Origin of the sequence: Pontibacter sp. JAM-7, assembly GCF_048548695.2 — a bacterium.
In the GTDB taxonomy this organism is placed as follows: domain Bacteria; phylum Pseudomonadota; class Gammaproteobacteria; order Pseudomonadales; family Balneatricaceae; genus Neptuniibacter.
Map to the genome: position 1 here is coordinate 20,989 of NZ_JBLYIF020000003.1, position 15,803 is coordinate 36,791.

18 protein-coding genes are annotated in these 15,803 nt (G+C 53.1%); 6 read left to right on the plus strand and 12 right to left on the minus strand.

Annotated features, from left to right (window positions below; genetic code table 11):
- Nucleotides 1–94 precede the first annotated feature (94 nt).
- Both rpsO and pnp read left to right on the plus strand, forming a co-directional pair.
- Entirely contained in the window at nucleotides 95–364 is a 270-nt protein-coding gene (gene rpsO, locus ACFVYJ_RS04560) for a 30S ribosomal protein S15 (RefSeq protein ID WP_419413860.1), read from the plus strand.
- A gap of 194 nt (nucleotides 365–558) precedes the next feature.
- Complete coding sequence (pnp, locus tag ACFVYJ_RS04565) at nucleotides 559–2,664, plus strand: polyribonucleotide nucleotidyltransferase (protein WP_463254968.1); 2,106 nt, start codon at nucleotides 559–561, stop codon at nucleotides 2,662–2,664.
- Between the two features lie 59 nt (nucleotides 2,665–2,723).
- Here the strand turns inward: pnp and bfr (ACFVYJ_RS04570) are convergent, their stop codons facing one another.
- Both bfr (ACFVYJ_RS04570) and bfr (ACFVYJ_RS04575) read right to left on the minus strand, forming a co-directional pair.
- Nucleotides 2,724–3,191 (minus strand): bacterioferritin, encoded by a 468-nt coding sequence (bfr, locus tag ACFVYJ_RS04570; RefSeq protein WP_419413861.1) that lies wholly within the window; start codon nucleotides 3,189–3,191, stop codon nucleotides 2,724–2,726.
- Nucleotides 3,192–3,201: 10 nt separating this feature from the next.
- Entirely contained in the window at nucleotides 3,202–3,666 is a 465-nt protein-coding gene (gene bfr / locus ACFVYJ_RS04575) for a bacterioferritin (RefSeq protein ID WP_419413862.1), read from the minus strand.
- 236 nt (nucleotides 3,667–3,902) lie between these two features.
- On the opposite strand from bfr (ACFVYJ_RS04575), the gene ACFVYJ_RS04580 reads away from it, so the two are divergent.
- Nucleotides 3,903–4,097 (plus strand): (2Fe-2S)-binding protein, encoded by a 195-nt coding sequence (locus ACFVYJ_RS04580; RefSeq protein ID WP_419413863.1) that lies wholly within the window; start codon nucleotides 3,903–3,905, stop codon nucleotides 4,095–4,097.
- Nucleotides 4,098–4,114: 17 nt separating this feature from the next.
- Here ACFVYJ_RS04580 and ACFVYJ_RS04585 read toward each other — a convergent pair whose 3' ends face one another.
- From ACFVYJ_RS04585 to ACFVYJ_RS04610, 6 genes are all read right to left on the minus strand, one after another.
- Nucleotides 4,115–4,831: a hypothetical protein gene (locus ACFVYJ_RS04585; protein WP_419413864.1), complete on the minus strand. Its 717-nt coding sequence runs from the start codon at nucleotides 4,829–4,831 to the stop codon at nucleotides 4,115–4,117.
- A gap of 2 nt (nucleotides 4,832–4,833) precedes the next feature.
- Nucleotides 4,834–5,349 carry a hypothetical protein gene (locus ACFVYJ_RS04590; RefSeq protein WP_419413865.1) on the minus strand — a complete coding sequence of 172 codons (516 nt, stop codon included), beginning with the start codon at nucleotides 5,347–5,349 and terminating at the stop codon, nucleotides 4,834–4,836.
- Entirely contained in the window at nucleotides 5,346–5,954 is a 609-nt protein-coding gene (locus ACFVYJ_RS04595) for a hypothetical protein (RefSeq protein WP_419413866.1), read from the minus strand. The genes ACFVYJ_RS04590 and ACFVYJ_RS04595 overlap by 4 nt, the downstream gene beginning before the upstream one ends.
- A 5-nt stretch (nucleotides 5,955–5,959) precedes the next feature.
- The gene (locus ACFVYJ_RS04600) at nucleotides 5,960–6,664 is read right to left on the minus strand and encodes a MotA/TolQ/ExbB proton channel family protein (protein ID WP_419413867.1); all 705 of its coding nucleotides are present in this window, start codon (nucleotides 6,662–6,664) and stop codon (nucleotides 5,960–5,962) included.
- Nucleotides 6,665–6,766: 102 nt separating this feature from the next.
- Nucleotides 6,767–8,524 carry a pyrroloquinoline quinone-dependent dehydrogenase gene (locus ACFVYJ_RS04605; protein ID WP_419413868.1) on the minus strand — a complete coding sequence of 586 codons (1,758 nt, stop codon included), beginning with the start codon at nucleotides 8,522–8,524 and terminating at the stop codon, nucleotides 6,767–6,769.
- Nucleotides 8,525–8,578: 54 nt separating this feature from the next.
- Entirely contained in the window at nucleotides 8,579–9,010 is a 432-nt protein-coding gene (locus ACFVYJ_RS04610; protein ID WP_419413869.1) for a cupin domain-containing protein, read from the minus strand.
- A gap of 179 nt (nucleotides 9,011–9,189) precedes the next feature.
- Here ACFVYJ_RS04610 and ACFVYJ_RS04615 point away from each other — a divergent pair, with 179 nt between their 5' ends.
- Nucleotides 9,190–10,560: a HAMP domain-containing sensor histidine kinase gene (locus ACFVYJ_RS04615; protein ID WP_419413870.1), complete on the plus strand. Its 1,371-nt coding sequence runs from the start codon at nucleotides 9,190–9,192 to the stop codon at nucleotides 10,558–10,560.
- On the plus strand, nucleotides 10,557–11,207 hold the full coding sequence (locus tag ACFVYJ_RS04620) for a response regulator transcription factor (RefSeq protein WP_419413871.1): 651 nt from the start codon (nucleotides 10,557–10,559) through the stop codon (nucleotides 11,205–11,207). Before ACFVYJ_RS04615 ends, ACFVYJ_RS04620 begins: the two co-directional genes overlap by 4 nt.
- A 2-nt stretch (nucleotides 11,208–11,209) precedes the next feature.
- On the opposite strand, the gene ACFVYJ_RS04625 is transcribed toward ACFVYJ_RS04620, so the two are convergent.
- The 3 genes from ACFVYJ_RS04625 to zapE are packed head-to-tail and all read right to left on the minus strand — an operon-like array spanning nucleotide 11,210 to nucleotide 13,778.
- Nucleotides 11,210–12,037: an NAD-dependent protein deacetylase gene (locus ACFVYJ_RS04625; RefSeq protein WP_419413872.1), complete on the minus strand. Its 828-nt coding sequence runs from the start codon at nucleotides 12,035–12,037 to the stop codon at nucleotides 11,210–11,212.
- A 20-nt stretch (nucleotides 12,038–12,057) separates the two neighbouring features.
- Nucleotides 12,058–12,612, minus strand: a complete 555-nt coding sequence (locus tag ACFVYJ_RS04630) for an MOSC domain-containing protein (protein WP_419413873.1) — start codon at nucleotides 12,610–12,612, stop codon at nucleotides 12,058–12,060.
- Nucleotides 12,613–12,659: 47 nt separating this feature from the next.
- Complete coding sequence (zapE, locus tag ACFVYJ_RS04635; RefSeq protein WP_419413874.1) at nucleotides 12,660–13,778, minus strand: cell division protein ZapE; 1,119 nt, start codon at nucleotides 13,776–13,778, stop codon at nucleotides 12,660–12,662.
- A gap of 246 nt (nucleotides 13,779–14,024) precedes the next feature.
- On the opposite strand from zapE, the gene ACFVYJ_RS04640 reads away from it, so the two are divergent.
- Nucleotides 14,025–15,299 (plus strand): GGDEF domain-containing protein, encoded by a 1,275-nt coding sequence (locus tag ACFVYJ_RS04640; RefSeq protein WP_463254974.1) that lies wholly within the window; start codon nucleotides 14,025–14,027, stop codon nucleotides 15,297–15,299.
- Nucleotides 15,300–15,302: 3 nt separating this feature from the next.
- Here the strand turns inward: ACFVYJ_RS04640 and ACFVYJ_RS04645 are convergent, their stop codons facing one another.
- A complete protein-coding gene (locus ACFVYJ_RS04645) occupies nucleotides 15,303–15,773 on the minus strand; it encodes an SRPBCC family protein (RefSeq protein ID WP_419413876.1) in 471 nt (156 codons plus the stop codon).
- Nucleotides 15,774–15,803: the final 30 nt, after the last annotated feature.

Below are 15,803 nucleotides of genomic sequence, written 5' to 3' on the forward strand. Positions count from 1 at the left end.
CTGTGACGTTGTACTGGAAATATGCTCGGTACATCGTGTCTTTAATCCAGCGGTTGGCGTGGCCACCGTGTGCATATTTAAGAGGAAATACAACATGGCATTGTCTGTTGAGAAAAAAGCAGAAATCGTAAAAGACTTCGCGCGCGGCGAAGGTGATACCGGTTCTCCTGAAGTACAGGTTGCGCTGCTGTCAGCTAACATTGACGGCCTGCAGGGTCACTTTCAGTCGAACAAGCACGATCATCACTCCCGTCGTGGTCTGATCCGCATGGTAAACCAGCGTCGTAAGCTGCTGGATTACTTGAAGCGTAAAGATGCTGACCGCTACCTGGAACTGATCAAGCGTCTGGGTCTGCGTCGCTAACAGAGTCGTGTAAAGCTTCTGGGGCCATACAATGTATGGCCCCGGTTTTATTTAGGGTACTGCACAGATCACCTGTTCATCTCGCCCGTACTCACCTGCATTTTCTGTGCAGAGTGCAGCTGAGTACAGGCAAGTCTCAGAGCATGATGGGTATCTGCAAGTAGCATCCGCTAACCCAAACTAAGGTAATTACTGTGTTTGATATTAAGCAAAAAACCTTCATGTTCGGTAACCAGGAAGTCACCCTGGAAACTGGTCGTGTTGCCCGTCAGGCAACCGGTTCTGTCATGGTAACAATGGGCGGCAACCAGGTATTGTGTACTGTGGTAGGCGCTAAAGAAGCCAGAGCTGGACAGGACTTCTTCCCGTTGTCCGTGCATTACCAGGAAAAATACTATGCAGTTGGCCGTATTCCTGGTGGTTTCTTCAAGCGTGAAGCCCGTCCTTCCGAGAAAGAAACACTGACCTCCCGTCTGATCGACCGTCCGATTCGTCCACTGTTCCCGAAAGGTTACATGAACGAAGTTCAGGTGGTGTGTACCGTGGTTTCCGCGGACAAGAAAAACGATCCTGATATGGCGGCTATGCTGGGTACTTCTGCTGCACTGGCGATTTCCGGTATTCCATTCATGGGCCCAATCGGTGCTGCCCGTGTTGGCTTCACCGAAGCTGATGGCTACCTGCTGAACCCATCTTTCGAACAGCTGCAGACTTCTGAGCTGGACATGGTGGTTGCGGGTACTGCGGATGCCGTGCTGATGGTTGAGTCTGAAGCCAAAGAACTGTCTGAAGATGAAATGCTGGGTGCCGTACTGTTTGCACACCAGGAGATGCAAGTTGCCATCAATGCTATCAATGAACTGAAGGCAGAAGCAGGCAAACCTGCTTGGGATTGGCAGCTGGCCGAGAAAAATGAAAGCCTGATCGAGCAGGTACGTGGCGTTGTCGCTGCAGGCCTGTCTGATGCTTACCAGGTGGCTGATAAAATGCAGCGCCAGGCAGCAGTAGCAGAACTGCGCAGCAAAGCGTTGGCTGAGATCGCAACGGGTGAAGAAGGTGCGCCGGATGCAGGTGATGTTGAAGGTATCTTCAAGTCACTGGAAAAAGAAGTGGTGCGTGGTCGTATTCTGGATGGTCAGCCGCGTATCGATGGCCGTGACACGAAAACTGTTCGTCCAATCGAAGTTGAAATTGACGTCTTGAAAGGCACCCACGGTTCTTCATTGTTCACCCGTGGTGAAACCCAGTCTATTGTTACCTGTACGCTGGGTACTGCACGTGATCAGCAGATCATTGATGCGATTGAAGGTGAGCGTAAAGATCCGTTTATGCTGCACTACAACTTCCCTCCATATTCTGTGGGTGAGTGTGGTCGCATGATGGGTGCTGGTCGTCGTGAAATCGGTCATGGCCGCCTAGCGCGCCGTGGTGTTGCAGCGGTATTGCCGACTCAGGAAGAGTTCCCATACACCATCCGTATCGTTTCCGAGATTACTGAATCCAACGGTTCCAGCTCTATGGCTTCTGTCTGCGGCGCGTCCCTGTCCATGATGGATGCGGGTGTTCCACTGAAAGCACCGGTAGCTGGTATTGCTATGGGCCTGGTCAAAGAAGGTGAGCGTTTTGCGGTACTGACCGATATCCTGGGTGATGAAGATCACCTGGGTGATATGGACTTCAAAGTTGCGGGTACTGAACACGGTATCACCGCTCTGCAGATGGATATCAAGATCACCGGTATTACCGAAGAGATTATGGATATCGCGCTGGAACAGGCATTTGATGCCCGTACCCACATTCTGAAAGAGATGGCTAAGGTTATTGGTTATGCCCGTCCTGAACTGCCGGACAATGCACCAGCCATGACTCAGATTAAGATCAACCCTGAGAAAATCCGTGATGTGATCGGTAAAGGTGGCGCGACTATTCGTGGCCTGACCGAAGAGACCGGTGCTTCTATCGATATCGAAGAAGACGGTACCGTTCGTATCTATGCGGAAGATCGCAGTGCGGCCAAACTGGCAAGCGATAAGATTCTGGCGATCACTGCTGAAGCAGAAGTCGGCAAGATCTACGAAGGCAAGGTAGTACGTATTGAAGACTTCGGTGCGTTTGTAAACATCCTGCCGGGTAAAGATGGTCTGGTACACATCTCGCAGATCGACAACAAGCGTGTCGAGAAAGTGACCGACTATATCCAGATGGAACAGATGGTTAAGGTTAAAGTGCTGGATGTTGACCAGCGTGGCCGTATCAAACTGTCCATGAAGGATATGGAAGAAGATGAAGCAGTGAGCTAAGCCTCAACGCTGATAAAAAAAACCGCCAAATGGCGGTTTTTTTATGCGTACTCAATGGCTCATAGCTGGGATTGCAGGTAATTTTGAATACCGATACGTTTGATCAGTCCCAGCTGCTGCTCCAGCCAGTAAGCATGATCCTCTTCGGTATCGGCCAGCAGCTTTTCCAGGATCTCACGGGTTTGGTAATCCTGCTCCTCTTCACAGATCTTGATCGATGCTTTGAGGGCATCGCCCACATCATATTCCAGCTGCAGGTCGTTGGTCAGCATTTCAGGTACATCCTTGCCCACCTTGAAACCGGTACGCTTGGTCATGTCCGGGGTGCCTTCCAGTAGTAGCATCCGTTCGATCAAGGCAGCCGCATGACCTTTTTCGTCATCGAACTCATGGTCAATGCGTTCGTAGAGTTTGGTCAGTCCCCAGTCTTCGTACATCCGTGAGTGGATAAAGTACTGATCCATAGCAGCCAGCTCCATCGCCAGCAGGTCGTTCAGGGCATTGATTACCCGGCTGTTGCCTTTCATTGTTCGGTCCTCAGATATTCGACTGCAGATAGTTTTCCATACCGGTATGCTGAATCAGGTACTGCTGAGTCTCCAGCCAGTCAATATGCTCCTCTTCATACTCCAGAATATCTTCCAGAAGATCACGGCTGACGTAATCACTGGCGAGCTCGCAACCGGCGATGGCATCACGTAGGAGGGAACGTTCGTCCAGCTGGTATTCCAGGTCACACTGCAGCATTTCTTCGGTGTGTTCACCAATGCGCAGTCGTTCCAAGTGCTGCAGGTTAGGTAAACCTTCAAGAAACAGGATGCGCTCTATCAGCTTATCGGCTTGTTTCATGTCCTTGATCGACTTTTTGTAGGCTTTTTCATTCAGTTCATTCAGCCCCCAGTTTTTGAACATGCGGGCATGAAGAAAGTATTGATTGATGGAGGTCAGTTCACTGGAAAGTACTTTGTTCAATAATGTGATGACCTGTTTATCACCTTGCATAGGAAGTTCCTTGTCGTTTGCAACTGTGGTGTCTAAGCAGTAATAAAGTTTAGTTTATATTGTCGTTGCTAGGTCAGTCTGTTGGTTCAGAACAGCCTAGCAAAATGAAAGCTGCGTTGGCATCTGATTTATCCATGAAAAATTCTACAGAAAAGACGTTAACTTAGTGTTGAAATGAAAGCAAATGATAAGTATTATCATTTGTATTAAATAAGCAGCTTGTTGGTTCATGATTTATGTATATCTGTATTTGCAACAATGTCACAGACAGTCAGGTGAAAGAAGCGGTTGATCAAGGGGCGCGCAGCTTGCGCGATCTGAATCAGTCACTGGACGTGGCCGGTACCTGTGGTAAGTGTGCCTGTGCCGCGCGCAGTGTGATGCAGCAGCATATTAGTGAACAGGATTTTGAACTGGCAGTGCCCGCCTGACAGATACGTTGACCCCGTCAGGGGTCAAACGACACTAATTCAAATGAGATTGTCCCGCCTTTAAAAATATCCAGATCCAGCGGTTCATCCCTAACCAGTTTTACCAGGCCAACTCCCGGAGCATACCATTCTGTTTGTGTCAGCTTTACATCCTGATAGCCAATCTTCGGATCAGCGTAGAGGTTGATCTTGGCTTTGCCTACCACCCGGATACAGCCTGCAAACGTTCCAGCAGGTACGGTGACCGTGTCATCCAGGGCAGTGATTTCAAATTCCATATTGACCATTTTGCCACCCGGTTCTTCGACGGCGTAAGAGGGTAGGCTGTGCAGGGCATAGGGACGGGTGACAGCTGACCAGTTACGGCCCAGATCAAGGTCCTTATAGTTTGGCAATATACGTACTTCCTCTTCTTCATAGCGGGGGTCGTATTCAATCATGGTGCGCCGGGCAATACGGTAACTGCCGGTATCATCCTGCAAAATGTAGTAGTCAGTGCCGTCACTGGTATGACGGATACTGACCGGTTCGTCAGCATAACGTCCCTTTAGCTGAGCAGTGCCGCGATTTTCGATGCTGAAACGGCGTTCGTTAACCCGATCAGTCAGATTCTCTGTTACCTTATATTCCCAGCGCACGCCTGCGTGTAGGGGGAAGTAATCGGTGGCCGGGATATCCGCATCGCAGCCGCTCAGTGTCAGTGCCGTTAAGGCCAGCAGGGTAAAGTTACGCATGCTTATTTCTCCGGCAGTGCCGGGTCAGGCAGGTCGGAAAACTCCAGCAGATATTTTTTCTCGCCAAACGCTTTTTTATTTTCAACACTGACCGGGTCCTCTGGTTTTGGCGAACGCTGTCCCAGCTGCACACTGCCGTTGCGGATATCTTTCATGGCGAGCTGGATATTAGTGTGTGTCTTCTGGTCATAAGGGATGCGGTAGGCGCGTGGCTCTACGGCCAATTGGTGGCCTTTAAGGTCTGTCAGCCAGAGGAAAATGCCACCCTCTCTACCTTTCTCCTTATCGGGCTCTTCCACGACCGCGTAATGCATCAGGAACTGTTCCGGTACCACGGCATCGGTGGGCCAGCCCTGTGCCTGCTTCCAGCCCTGATAGCTGATCCAGTAAAAACCGATAGCTAACAGCAACAGGGTCAGTTTGAAAATCCAGTGCAGCCGGCCAGAGATTACGGCCAGCAACAGTACGGCGGTCAGAAACACATAGGCCAGAGTCAGGCCGAGTAACACCTCATTCATTGGTCATTCGCCTCGATAATGCTTTTTTGCAGCTGATTGATATTCACTACCTCACCGCGAGGGGTGATGGTAAAGCGCAATGCGGTCATTTCATCGCCTTCCTTGCGAAGGGTCGTGGTGGTGTAATTAAGCACCTTCATCGTTGGATTGACCTCTGCCAGATAGACAGTGACCGGCACCTCTAGCTGATCTTCGCTTTTGAAATAATGCAGGTTCACTATGTACTCACCCGGCGGCCTGCCACGGATGGTGAGTACTTCCTGATTCAGTGGGTTGATGATCTCGCGGCCATCAATCACCTGGGTGTCATTGGCCATGCCACGGTCATCCCGATCCAGATGCATCAGCCCCTGTTGGGTGCGCATATACCAGACCTGGCTATTATCCGGGCCCTGAGCCCAGACATCGATATCATTCGGGTTACTGTCGGGCCAACTGACGGTAATCAGAAACTCGGCCTTGGGGTCGATAATGCCTGATTTCGCCGGCGGATTAAGCAGCAGCAGCGCCACCAGGAACAGGAAGGTGAAGGTTAGCAGCGCGTTAAACAGCAAGTCCGTAAACGGGTCGATATCGTAATCACGTTTGTGATTGAACAGAGCCATAATACTTAACCGTTTGCCGCACGTTGATCGCCAAACCGGTGTCCCAGATTGACGGTTTCGGCAATTAAGCGATCAGCCATGCGATCCAACAACAGATACTGTGCGCCCAGCAACATGCTACATACCAGGCCGGTCATTGTGGTATTCATGGCAATCCCCATGCCCTGAGTCATCTGCTGCATAAGTTGCTTGATGTCTGACAGGTCCAGATTCTCTAATCCCGAGATCGAACTCAGCATGATGACAAACCCCACCACGGTACCCAGCAGGCCTAACTTCACCATCAGGCCAGTGATAAACCAGCCCACCTGATGAGAGCCACGAGCGCCTTCGGCCAGCAGTTCGGCCAGTAGCGCATTTTCGTTTTCATGATTGGCGCTATGACTTTTCAGCAAACCGGCAAAGTAATCCTGGGACAGTGAGCGGCCCTCACTATAGGGTTGGCTGATGCCGGGGTGTGTGCCGCGCTTAAATTGCTGGTGGAAATGGTCAAACATCAAGAACTGCCGTGCCAGGAAATAGCTGCGTCTGGCGCAGTGTACCGACATCACCAGCAGCATCAGTATTATCAGTAGACTGATGCGGGTTTTGTCCTGTTGGAGAATAGTCTGCAGTACTTGCAGATCCCAGCTGATGTAGATGCCAAACAGCATCACCCCAGCCATTAACAGCCAGTAGAGCATGGTTTTATAGGCGATTGGCAGATACACAGTGTCTTCTCTTGTTAGGCTAACCATTACGTTGATACTACAACCATCCGCCAGGTAAAAGGTCGGAGGGGTAATTTGCTACCCAAGTAGCAGGTTGATTGTTCAGGGTTTATCCGGCAATGCGAACACCAGTACCTGGTCGCCAGTGGCATATCCTGCCAGTTTATTCCCCCCGGCAGCGACAGCAATGTACTGTTTACCGTCGACGGTATAGGTGATGGCCGGTGCGTTGACTCCGTAAGGCGCGTGATAACTCCACAGTTTCTGGCCGTTGTTTGCATCCATGGCAAAAAATTCGCCATCACCTTCACCGCTGAATACCAGCCCTCCGGCAGTGGCCAGTACCCCGCCTAGCATGGGTTGACGGGTTTTTTGTTGCCAACGGATTTTGCCGTTGTCGAGATTGATGGCGGTCAGGGTGCCAAACACGTCTTTGTCCGGGAATTCAAAATAGGTATAGGTCTGCCAGGGCAAGTCGGCATCCAGTTTTAACGGCTTGCGAAAATAGGTGGCGGGGCGATGCACCCCAGCGACGAAAGCAGTCTTGGCCCGGTTATTCACGGCGACCGGAGACCAGTTACTGCCGCCAGCAATGCCGGGCGCTACGGTCACGCCGGTTTCTGTCGGATCAGCAAACAGGTTCTGCTGTGGTACAAAGGGTTCAGACTTGAACAGCAGTTCGCCGGTTGCCCGATTCAGGACATAAAACCAACCGGTTTTACCGGCCTGCCCCACCGCTCTGATGGTTTCGCCGTTCTGCTCCAGATCAAACAGTACTGGTGGGCTGGAAACGTCATAGCCCCAGCGGTCATGGGGCACCTGCTGGAAAGCCCATTGCATCTGGCCGGTTTTACTGTCGATGGCCACTAGGCTGGAGGTGTGCAGGTTATCGCCGGGGCGGGTGGAATCATCCATATTCGGTGCCGGGTTGCCGGTGCCGACAAACAGCCAGCCGCTGTCCGGGTCAACCGCAGGGGTGGTCCAGATAGAGCCGCCACCGAGTTTCCAACTGTCTTTAAAGCGTTCGCCGCTGGCTTGCTCTTTGGCAATGTCTCGGTGCAGTGGCGTACCATCGGTGGTGGTTTCGGCCCAGTCGCCAACCCAGGTTTCACCGGAGACGCTGTACCAGCGCCACAGCTCTTTGCCGTTATTGACATCAAATGCTGCCAGGAAGCCGCGTAAACCGGTGCGGCCATCGCCTAGCCCTACCACCTTGAGCCCCTGGTCAGTATCCAGGTGTAAACCGTAACCTGCGCCGGTACTGCCGATAATCACTTTGTCGTCAAATACCTGTGGCGCCATATTGAAGCTGTGGCTGGTGCCACCAATGACTTTGGTATTCTGGCCTAGGCTCGCACCCTGCAGCAGGCTGCCCAGTGTTTCCTGAGTCGACAGGCTCAGGTCGCCGACCTGAATATCCCAGAGTAGTGTGCCGCTGGTTTGATCCAGTGCGATCAGGTGACCATCAATGGTGGCCTGGAATACCTTACCCTGTGCCACCGCTACCCCACGGTTCGCGGGTCCACAGCAGCTTTTTTTGCTTTTCAGTGGGTGTTCATAGCGCCATAGTTGTTTGCCGGTGACTGCATCCAGCGCGACCACATGGTTAAACGGGGTACTGAAATACATTACGCCCTGCAGCACAATAGGGCTGGTCTGAAATGAAGCCTTAATGCCGGTCTCATAACGCCAGGCCAGGGTCAGTGCCTGTACATTGCTGCGGTTGATCTGCTCAAGTGTACTGAAGCGCTGGTTGTGTAAGCCATTACCATAGATCGACCAGTCGGCTTGAGATGGCTCTGCATGGCTGGTGCTGCTCAGCAGCATTAGGCTGAGCAGGGTACCGGTAAAGAATTTCATAATGACTCCCGCCTGTTTGTTATTGTTACGTGATCTTATATCGGTTGGAGCATCTCAGCCGTCTGGCTGACGTAATGCCACCAAATCCGTCATGCTCAGGCTTGCCACGATGTTCTGCTGGTCGTCCAGCAACTCATATAGTGGCAGGCCGCCGTTATCAAAAATACTGAATAACACGATGGCACCACCGTTACCCCCGCTTTCCGAATGCGGCTCTTCACTGGGTTCGATAACGGTGTACTGCCCGGTAGGTCTAACCTCTTCAATCTCGCCGTCCGGGCGGTAGATAATATGTTGTCCTTCTAACACCAGGGTTTTATTCAGTGCCCGGTGGCGGTGCAGTATGATGGGCTGGTGTGCCTCGAACTGAAACAGTACTTCAGCACGTTGTTGGTCATCATCGATATGCAGAATTTTGAAGGCCAGATGCTCCAGCCCGTCCAGATGTTGCCAGGGGATGACTGCTGACAGTGGTTGTGCGTGCATGGTAACTCTCCTTGTGATGTTGGCTTGAACGCACCTAAACAGTAATCAACCTCAGTTTCAGTGTAAGCTGAAAAAAGACCGACGTAACCGGGCAAATTGCCCGAATCCTGTGGCTGGCTGTTCATGTGCCTGCCGGGTTCCTAAAATACAGCTTCAGGTTGGTATGATGGATGGAGTCTATGCCCACAGTGCGACTGAATTTGTTATTGATGCTGATGGTGGTGCTGTCGGGCAGCGTAGCCTTGCTATTGTCAGCAGGGTTTATACTGCATCAGTCGGATCAGTCATCCCGCGCCCGCACCGAGATGGCGGCACAAGTAGCCAAACAACAGCTGGAGTTGCAGCTGTACCGTATTGATAACCAGTTTGAATTTCTAAAACACTTCCCCGATTTCCATCTTTGGCAAAAATCCACCAACCATGTTGGCTTGTGTGTCACCTACCTCAACCGGGACATTGAAGTGCTGCGCAGCCTGTGTCTGGGCGACGTGACGGAAGAGCGTTGGCCAGACTGGTTTGATAGCTTGTATCTGAGCTTGTTCAGCCCGGCTCAGCCGGTGCGCCTGGATGTGGGATACAAAGGACAGGTGCAGGGGCTGGTGGAAGTATCTTCCAGTGAGGTGGTTGAGGTTGGACGTGCCTGGAATACCCTGAGTAACTTGATGGAGCTGGCCTGCGTTATTGTGCTCACACTCTGTATTCTGCTCTATATCGCTTTGCATTGGGTGTTGCGCCCGGTACGCATCACCCAGGCCTGCCTGCGGCAGATGGTGCAGGATGATCTGTCGGTACGGGTGCCGGCCTTTCCTATTACTGAATGGCAGGAAACCGGTGTTGCCATTAACGGCTTGGCGGAAAACCTGCAGGCGACTTTGGAAGAGCGTAAAGCCCTGGCGTTGAAGCTGGTGAATCTGCAGGAAGAGGAGAGGCGTTATCTTTGTCGTGAGCTGCATGATGAGCTGGGTCAATCACTGGCGGGACTGAGCGCCGTGGCCAGTGCGATGTCGACGGAAGCGTTGCATACCGATCCTCAGTTGTCTGAACCGGCCGATCAGATCACCCGGATCAGCCGGCATATGATGGATCTGGTGAAAGGGCTGTTACTGCGGTTGCGCCCGGCCGATCTCGATCAGCTGGGGCTGGCAGAAAGCTTGCGGGGGCTGGTCCGGGAGTGGAATAACAAGCACCAGGCGATAAGCTGGAAGCTTTCCCTGCAAGGGGAACCGGACCAGTTGGCAGCCTCGGTAGCGGTTAACCTGTTGCGGATTGTGCAGGAGTGCCTGACCAATATCAGTCGGCATTCTGGAGCCAGCGAGGCAGAAGTGACACTGGTGTGTGGTTCTGGCCCTGGCAGTGCCGTTAGCCTGTTGATTCGGGATAACGGCCAGGGCCTCAGTACCGAATTTGTCGATAGGCCTGGGCATGGTTTACTGGGTATTCGGGAACGTGTCAGCGCCCTGGGAGGGGAACTTAATATGACCAATGCGCCGGGGGATGGATTATCGGTGCACATTGAGCTACCGCCATTTAGTGAAGGGAAACTGGCATGAATAAGGTACGTATCCTGCTGGTGGACGATCATGCCATTGTGCGTGAAGGGTATCGCTCTCTACTCAATCGACAGGCCAATCTGGAGCTCGTTGCCGAGGCGGCCAGTGGCGAACAGGCTTATGCCCTGTATCGGACGCAACAACCGGATCTGGTGGTATTGGACCTGTCCCTGCCAGGCAAAGGTGGTCTGGCGACATTAATTCAGATTCGGCAGTTTGATCCGGCGGCCAGAGTGCTGATCTTCAGCATGCATCAGAATCCGGCCATGGCGATGAAAGCGATTGAAGCCGGAGCGCGAGGTTATGTCACCAAAAGCAGCGAGCCGGAGGTGCTACTTAAAGCGGTGGCAGAGGTGATGCAGGGCAAGATTGCCCTGAGTGATGACATGTCCCATGCGCTGGCGCTGGAACGTCTGGGCGGTGACAAGGGACTGTTGGCTGAGCTTACCGCCCGGGAGTTTGAAATCCTGCGGATGCTGGTTGAGGGAAAAAGCAAAACGGACATCGCTGAAACCCTGCATATCAGTGCCAAGACCGTGGCTAACTGTCACTACATCATCAAGCGCAAGCTCAATGTGCAGTCTGATATCGAACTGCTGCGGGTGGCGATGCAGCATGAACTGATCAACCGCTCCGAGCTGCAATGATTTCAGCTTGTCTGCAGATATGCCACAGCGGTATCCAGGGTTTCTGAAATGGGCGCATCCAGTTTCAGTTGCAGCAGGTGATCGGCCCGGGTAATACCCAGGGTAAGGGCGGCAATGGGTAGCTGACAATCCCGCGCCCGCAGGCAGTAGCGGTAGCCGGAATACACCATTAAAGAGGTTCCTATGGTAAGTAAGCCATCACTTTTTTTCATTATATCCAGGCTGCTGAAGACTTTTTCTTTGGGTACATTATCGCCAAAAAATACCACATCAGGCTTGAGTATGCCGCCGCATTGATGGCAGTCGGGTACCTGAAAATTGGCAAAATCCTCCCGCTCCAGATCGGCATCACCATCCGGTCGAACGTCGGCTGCGCCTCCACAAAACCCTGGGTTTTCTTCGGCTGAACGTTGATGTACCTGATTGCGGCTATAACGTTGACCGCAGTTCATGCAGGCCACTTCATCGGCACGACCATGCAGGTCTAGCACCTGCTGGCTACCCGCTTTCTGGTGTAAGCCATCGACGTTCTGGGTGATGATTTGCTGTACATGCCCCATGTTTTCCAAGGTTGTCAGGGCGCGGTGTGCCGCAGAGGGCTGGGCTTTATCGATCATTGGCCAGCCAATCAGGCTACGCGCCCAATAGCGTTGTCGGGCGTAATGATCCTGCATAAACACCTTATGTTGTACCGGAGGCTTATGTTGCCAGACCCCGGCTTCATCTCGGTAGGCAGGTATACCACTGTCAGTACTGATCCCGGCACCGGTTAATACTGTCAGCCGGGGATGTTGGCGGATAAATTCAGTCAGTAATTCAGCATGATGCATAACCGTGCTCTCTGCAGTTTTTATCTGTTACGTAGATTGGGCGCATCAGGATGAGGGCTGAACAGACTCATTTGTGAACTGTCTTCTGTCAGCACCCTGAGTTCGTCACCCAACTGGATCTGGCCCGTCTGTAAAACTTTGCAGCATAACCCGCCATAACCGAGCATGGCCGCTACCCCTCCGGGACCCAGTGCCTGCTCCATGCGGCTACAGGGGTGACACAGGGCAGTGGCTTCGAAAATCGCTCCCCCCAATTGAAAACGTTGGTAGCGCAGGGCATTAAGGTTGATGCCACTGATCACCAGGTTGCGTCGTAAACGGGCGGGATCAATCTGTTCATAACCACAATGCTGGGCGATCTGCTGGATAAACTCCCTGGAGATCAAGGTGACCTGGCGTGCTGAACCGGGGGTCTTCTGGCAACGATGGTCACCGGCCAAGCCCAGTCCGGCCAGTGCCTGCACGGCGTTGCAGCTTTGCATGGGTTCCCGGCGTGCCGGGCGCAGGCCGATCCATTCCAGTTTGCCGGGGGGCAGGGTACTGGCGTAACGGGCGTACAGGCTTTGCAGACTCACCTGAGTTCCTCCGGTGTTGGATGCGAATAGTTTAACGTTAACAGATTTTAGCGTTGGCCAAAGCGAGCCAGCTGCATCTCCTGCAGTCGGCTCAGGGTGCGGCGGAATGCGAAACTGAGAAAACCCTGTGGGTAAAGCTCTGTCATTGCCACCTCTGCTTCCAGCCAGAGCGGCACGCCGCGGTCATAACACTCATCCACCAGTGCGATGAACCGTCGTACTCCGTTATCCTTGATGGATTGTTTAGGTAATTGCCGGTCGCCGGTGGTTACCTGCAGGCAGGCATCTTCAGTACCGCGGGCAATGCTGGCGACCTGTTGCCCGGCACAAAGGCAGGGCAACTGACTGACAAAAATATGCTCAAACCGGTCACAAAGTTCAATGTAGTCATTCGCCGCCAGTGGTGTTTCACAGAGTTGGGCATAACTGCACCACAGCACCTGCTGGCTGTGCTGTACCACGTCAAGGCGGTGATGGTTGAGCGTGATGGGGTGCTGGCAGGTTGGGCTGTGACTCAGTTTGGCAAACCGCTCCGGCAGTAGGCTGTTAGCGCCGTGCTGTACCCAGTAACGCTGCAACGGGGTGCCCGGGTGCAGGCGATGATCTTCGCTGCCGTGGACTGCCACCACCTGCATATGCTGCTCGATGGCCGTAATGGTCGGCAGAAAACGGTCGCGGTGGAAACCGTCGGCATATAACTGTGCTGGTGGCTGGTTGGAGGTGGTCACAACCAGTGTGCCCTGTCTGAATAGCTGCTGCACCAGAGGCCCCAATAGCATGGCATCACCGATATCACTGACAAAAAACTCATCCAGACAGAGTACCCGGATCTCTTGTGCCAGCGTATGCGCTAAGACCTGTAGCGGCTCTGGGGTGCCGGTTAACTGAAACAGCCGCCGGTGCACCCAGCGCATAAAGTGATGAAAGTGCTGGCGTCGGGCGGGTAACCTGAGGTTGTGATAAAACTGGTCCATCAACCAGGTTTTGCCGCGCCCAACTGGTCCCCAAAGGTATACGCCTTGCGTCGGCTGTTCCGGCTGCTGATGTACAGCTAAAAAACACGCCTGCAGCACTGCGACTGCATGCTGTTGAGCAGGGTCATCAATAAAACCTTCCGCAAGGGCCTGTTGATAGCTTTGCAGGGGAGAGTTCAGTATCTCTGGCATCGGTTCAGCAGTGGTTGTCCGTCGGCAGCTCAGTCTAGGGCTTGCTCTGGATCGGGTAAAGTCGGCTGGCGCATCACGCCAGGCCTCATCTGCAATGTCCTGGCTGGTGGGGCCGGTTATATGTCTGTATAAGTGTCATTTGGGTGATGCTGGCCAGCGGCATATTCAATGGGTGTGATTTAGATAAAATTTTTCCCATATGCGGCCGATAACACCTCAGACTAGTTGTTCAATAAAGGCATCTTTGTGGCGTTACGTCGGTTAAGTCTGCTGCTTCCCATGCTTCTGCTGTTGCCAGGGGCTTATTTTGCGCTCAATCCGGTGGCCGCGCTGCCCGATGCGCAGCAGGCACTTATTGCCCTGATGCCCTATGTGCTTGGCCTGACGGTGGCCATGCTGGCGATCGGTTTTCGTCGCAGCCGAATACTGCTGGCAGCACTCAATCTCTGTGTTGCTTACGCGCTGATCCGGTGTGGTTTGCAAACCAGTCTGGATAATCCAGATGCCTATGTGCTGTTCAGTGCGCTCTCTCTGTTGTTACCCATGAATACGGCCTTGATTGCGCTGTTTAACGAGCGGGGTGTGTTTACTCCCACAGGGCTGCGGCAGTTGGCTTTGCTGACTCCGGGTTACCTGCTGATATTGCTGCTGGATGCTGGCAACTGGTTGGGTTACCTATTGCCCTGGTTGCCGATGTCGATGCTGGAAATGCTCTACCTGGAAACTTATCTGAGTCAGGCTGCGGCCTGGATCTTTGGCTTGTCGTTGCTGCCAGTGCTGGTTTCGCTCTATCTGCGTCGCGCCCCCGCGGATGCAGCGTTGCTGGCTTCGCTGGTGGCCGCAGTTGTGATGTTGCTGTGGTTTGACCGGCCACTGATATCAGCATTGTTTGTCTCTGCTGCGTTGCTGGTGCTGGCCACTGCTGTGATTCAGAGCTCTTACAGCATGGCATTTATTGATGAACTGACCGAAATTCCCGGGCGCCGGGCGTTGTATACCAAAATTAATACCTTGGGCCGGGTGTATACCATCGCCATGATCGATATTGACCGGTTTAAGCAATTTAACGACCGCTATGGCCATGATACCGGTGACCAGGTGCTGCGTATGGTGGCGGCAAAAATCGCCAAAGTGCAGGGTGGTGGTCGCGCATATCGCTACGGCGGTGAAGAATTTACTATTCTGTTCCCCGGTAAAACGGAGCCCCAGGCGCGACTGTATCTGGAAGAGGTGCGCGAGGTGGTTGCCAACTATCCCATGCGGATTCGCAGTCCCCAACGGCCTGAAGATACCAAGCAGGGCAAGCAGCAGCGGAATCAGGTGGATGCTAGTGAGGTGGTTAAAGTGACCATCAGTATTGGCTTCTGCGAGAAGGCTGAGCACCACCAGGATGCCGATGAAGTGATAAAAGAGGCGGATCAGGCGTTGTACTCTGCCAAGAAAGCCGGGCGAAACTGCACCCGTTCAGCTGGGGAAAAGGGTAGCCGGGGGATGGCCAGCTACCGCAAAAGTAACGTCTGAAGTTTAGTTATACAGGTCGCTCAGGTGCTCAAGACCTGCCTTGTAGACACCGCGAATCGTGCTGGCGGCTTCTTCATCACTGGCCCCAGAGGCATCAAAGCTGGATGACCAGGTCACCAGACTACCGTTCTCAGTCGCACTGACTGCAATGCTTGCTTCATAACTTGCGACTGGCAGGGGGGATTCGTCGATCCGGTAGCTGTACGAGTGTGCCTCATTGTCCTGACTCAACAGGGTTTCACTGATGGTGGCACCATTACCCAGTGTGAGTATGCGACCGGTGTCTGAGGTTGACTGGCTTTTGATCACGGCAGGATGCCAGCGATACAAGCCATTGAAGTCCCCCACCAGTGCCCAGACGGCAGCTGGCTTGGCATTTAACTGAACAGATTCGGTTACGGCAATGTTGCCAGCGGCTAAAGCCTGGCCGCTGATCAGGGCGCTCAGTAGGAGAGCATTACGTAAGCTATGCATGGGGTAACTCCATATTATTGTTGTTGGTCA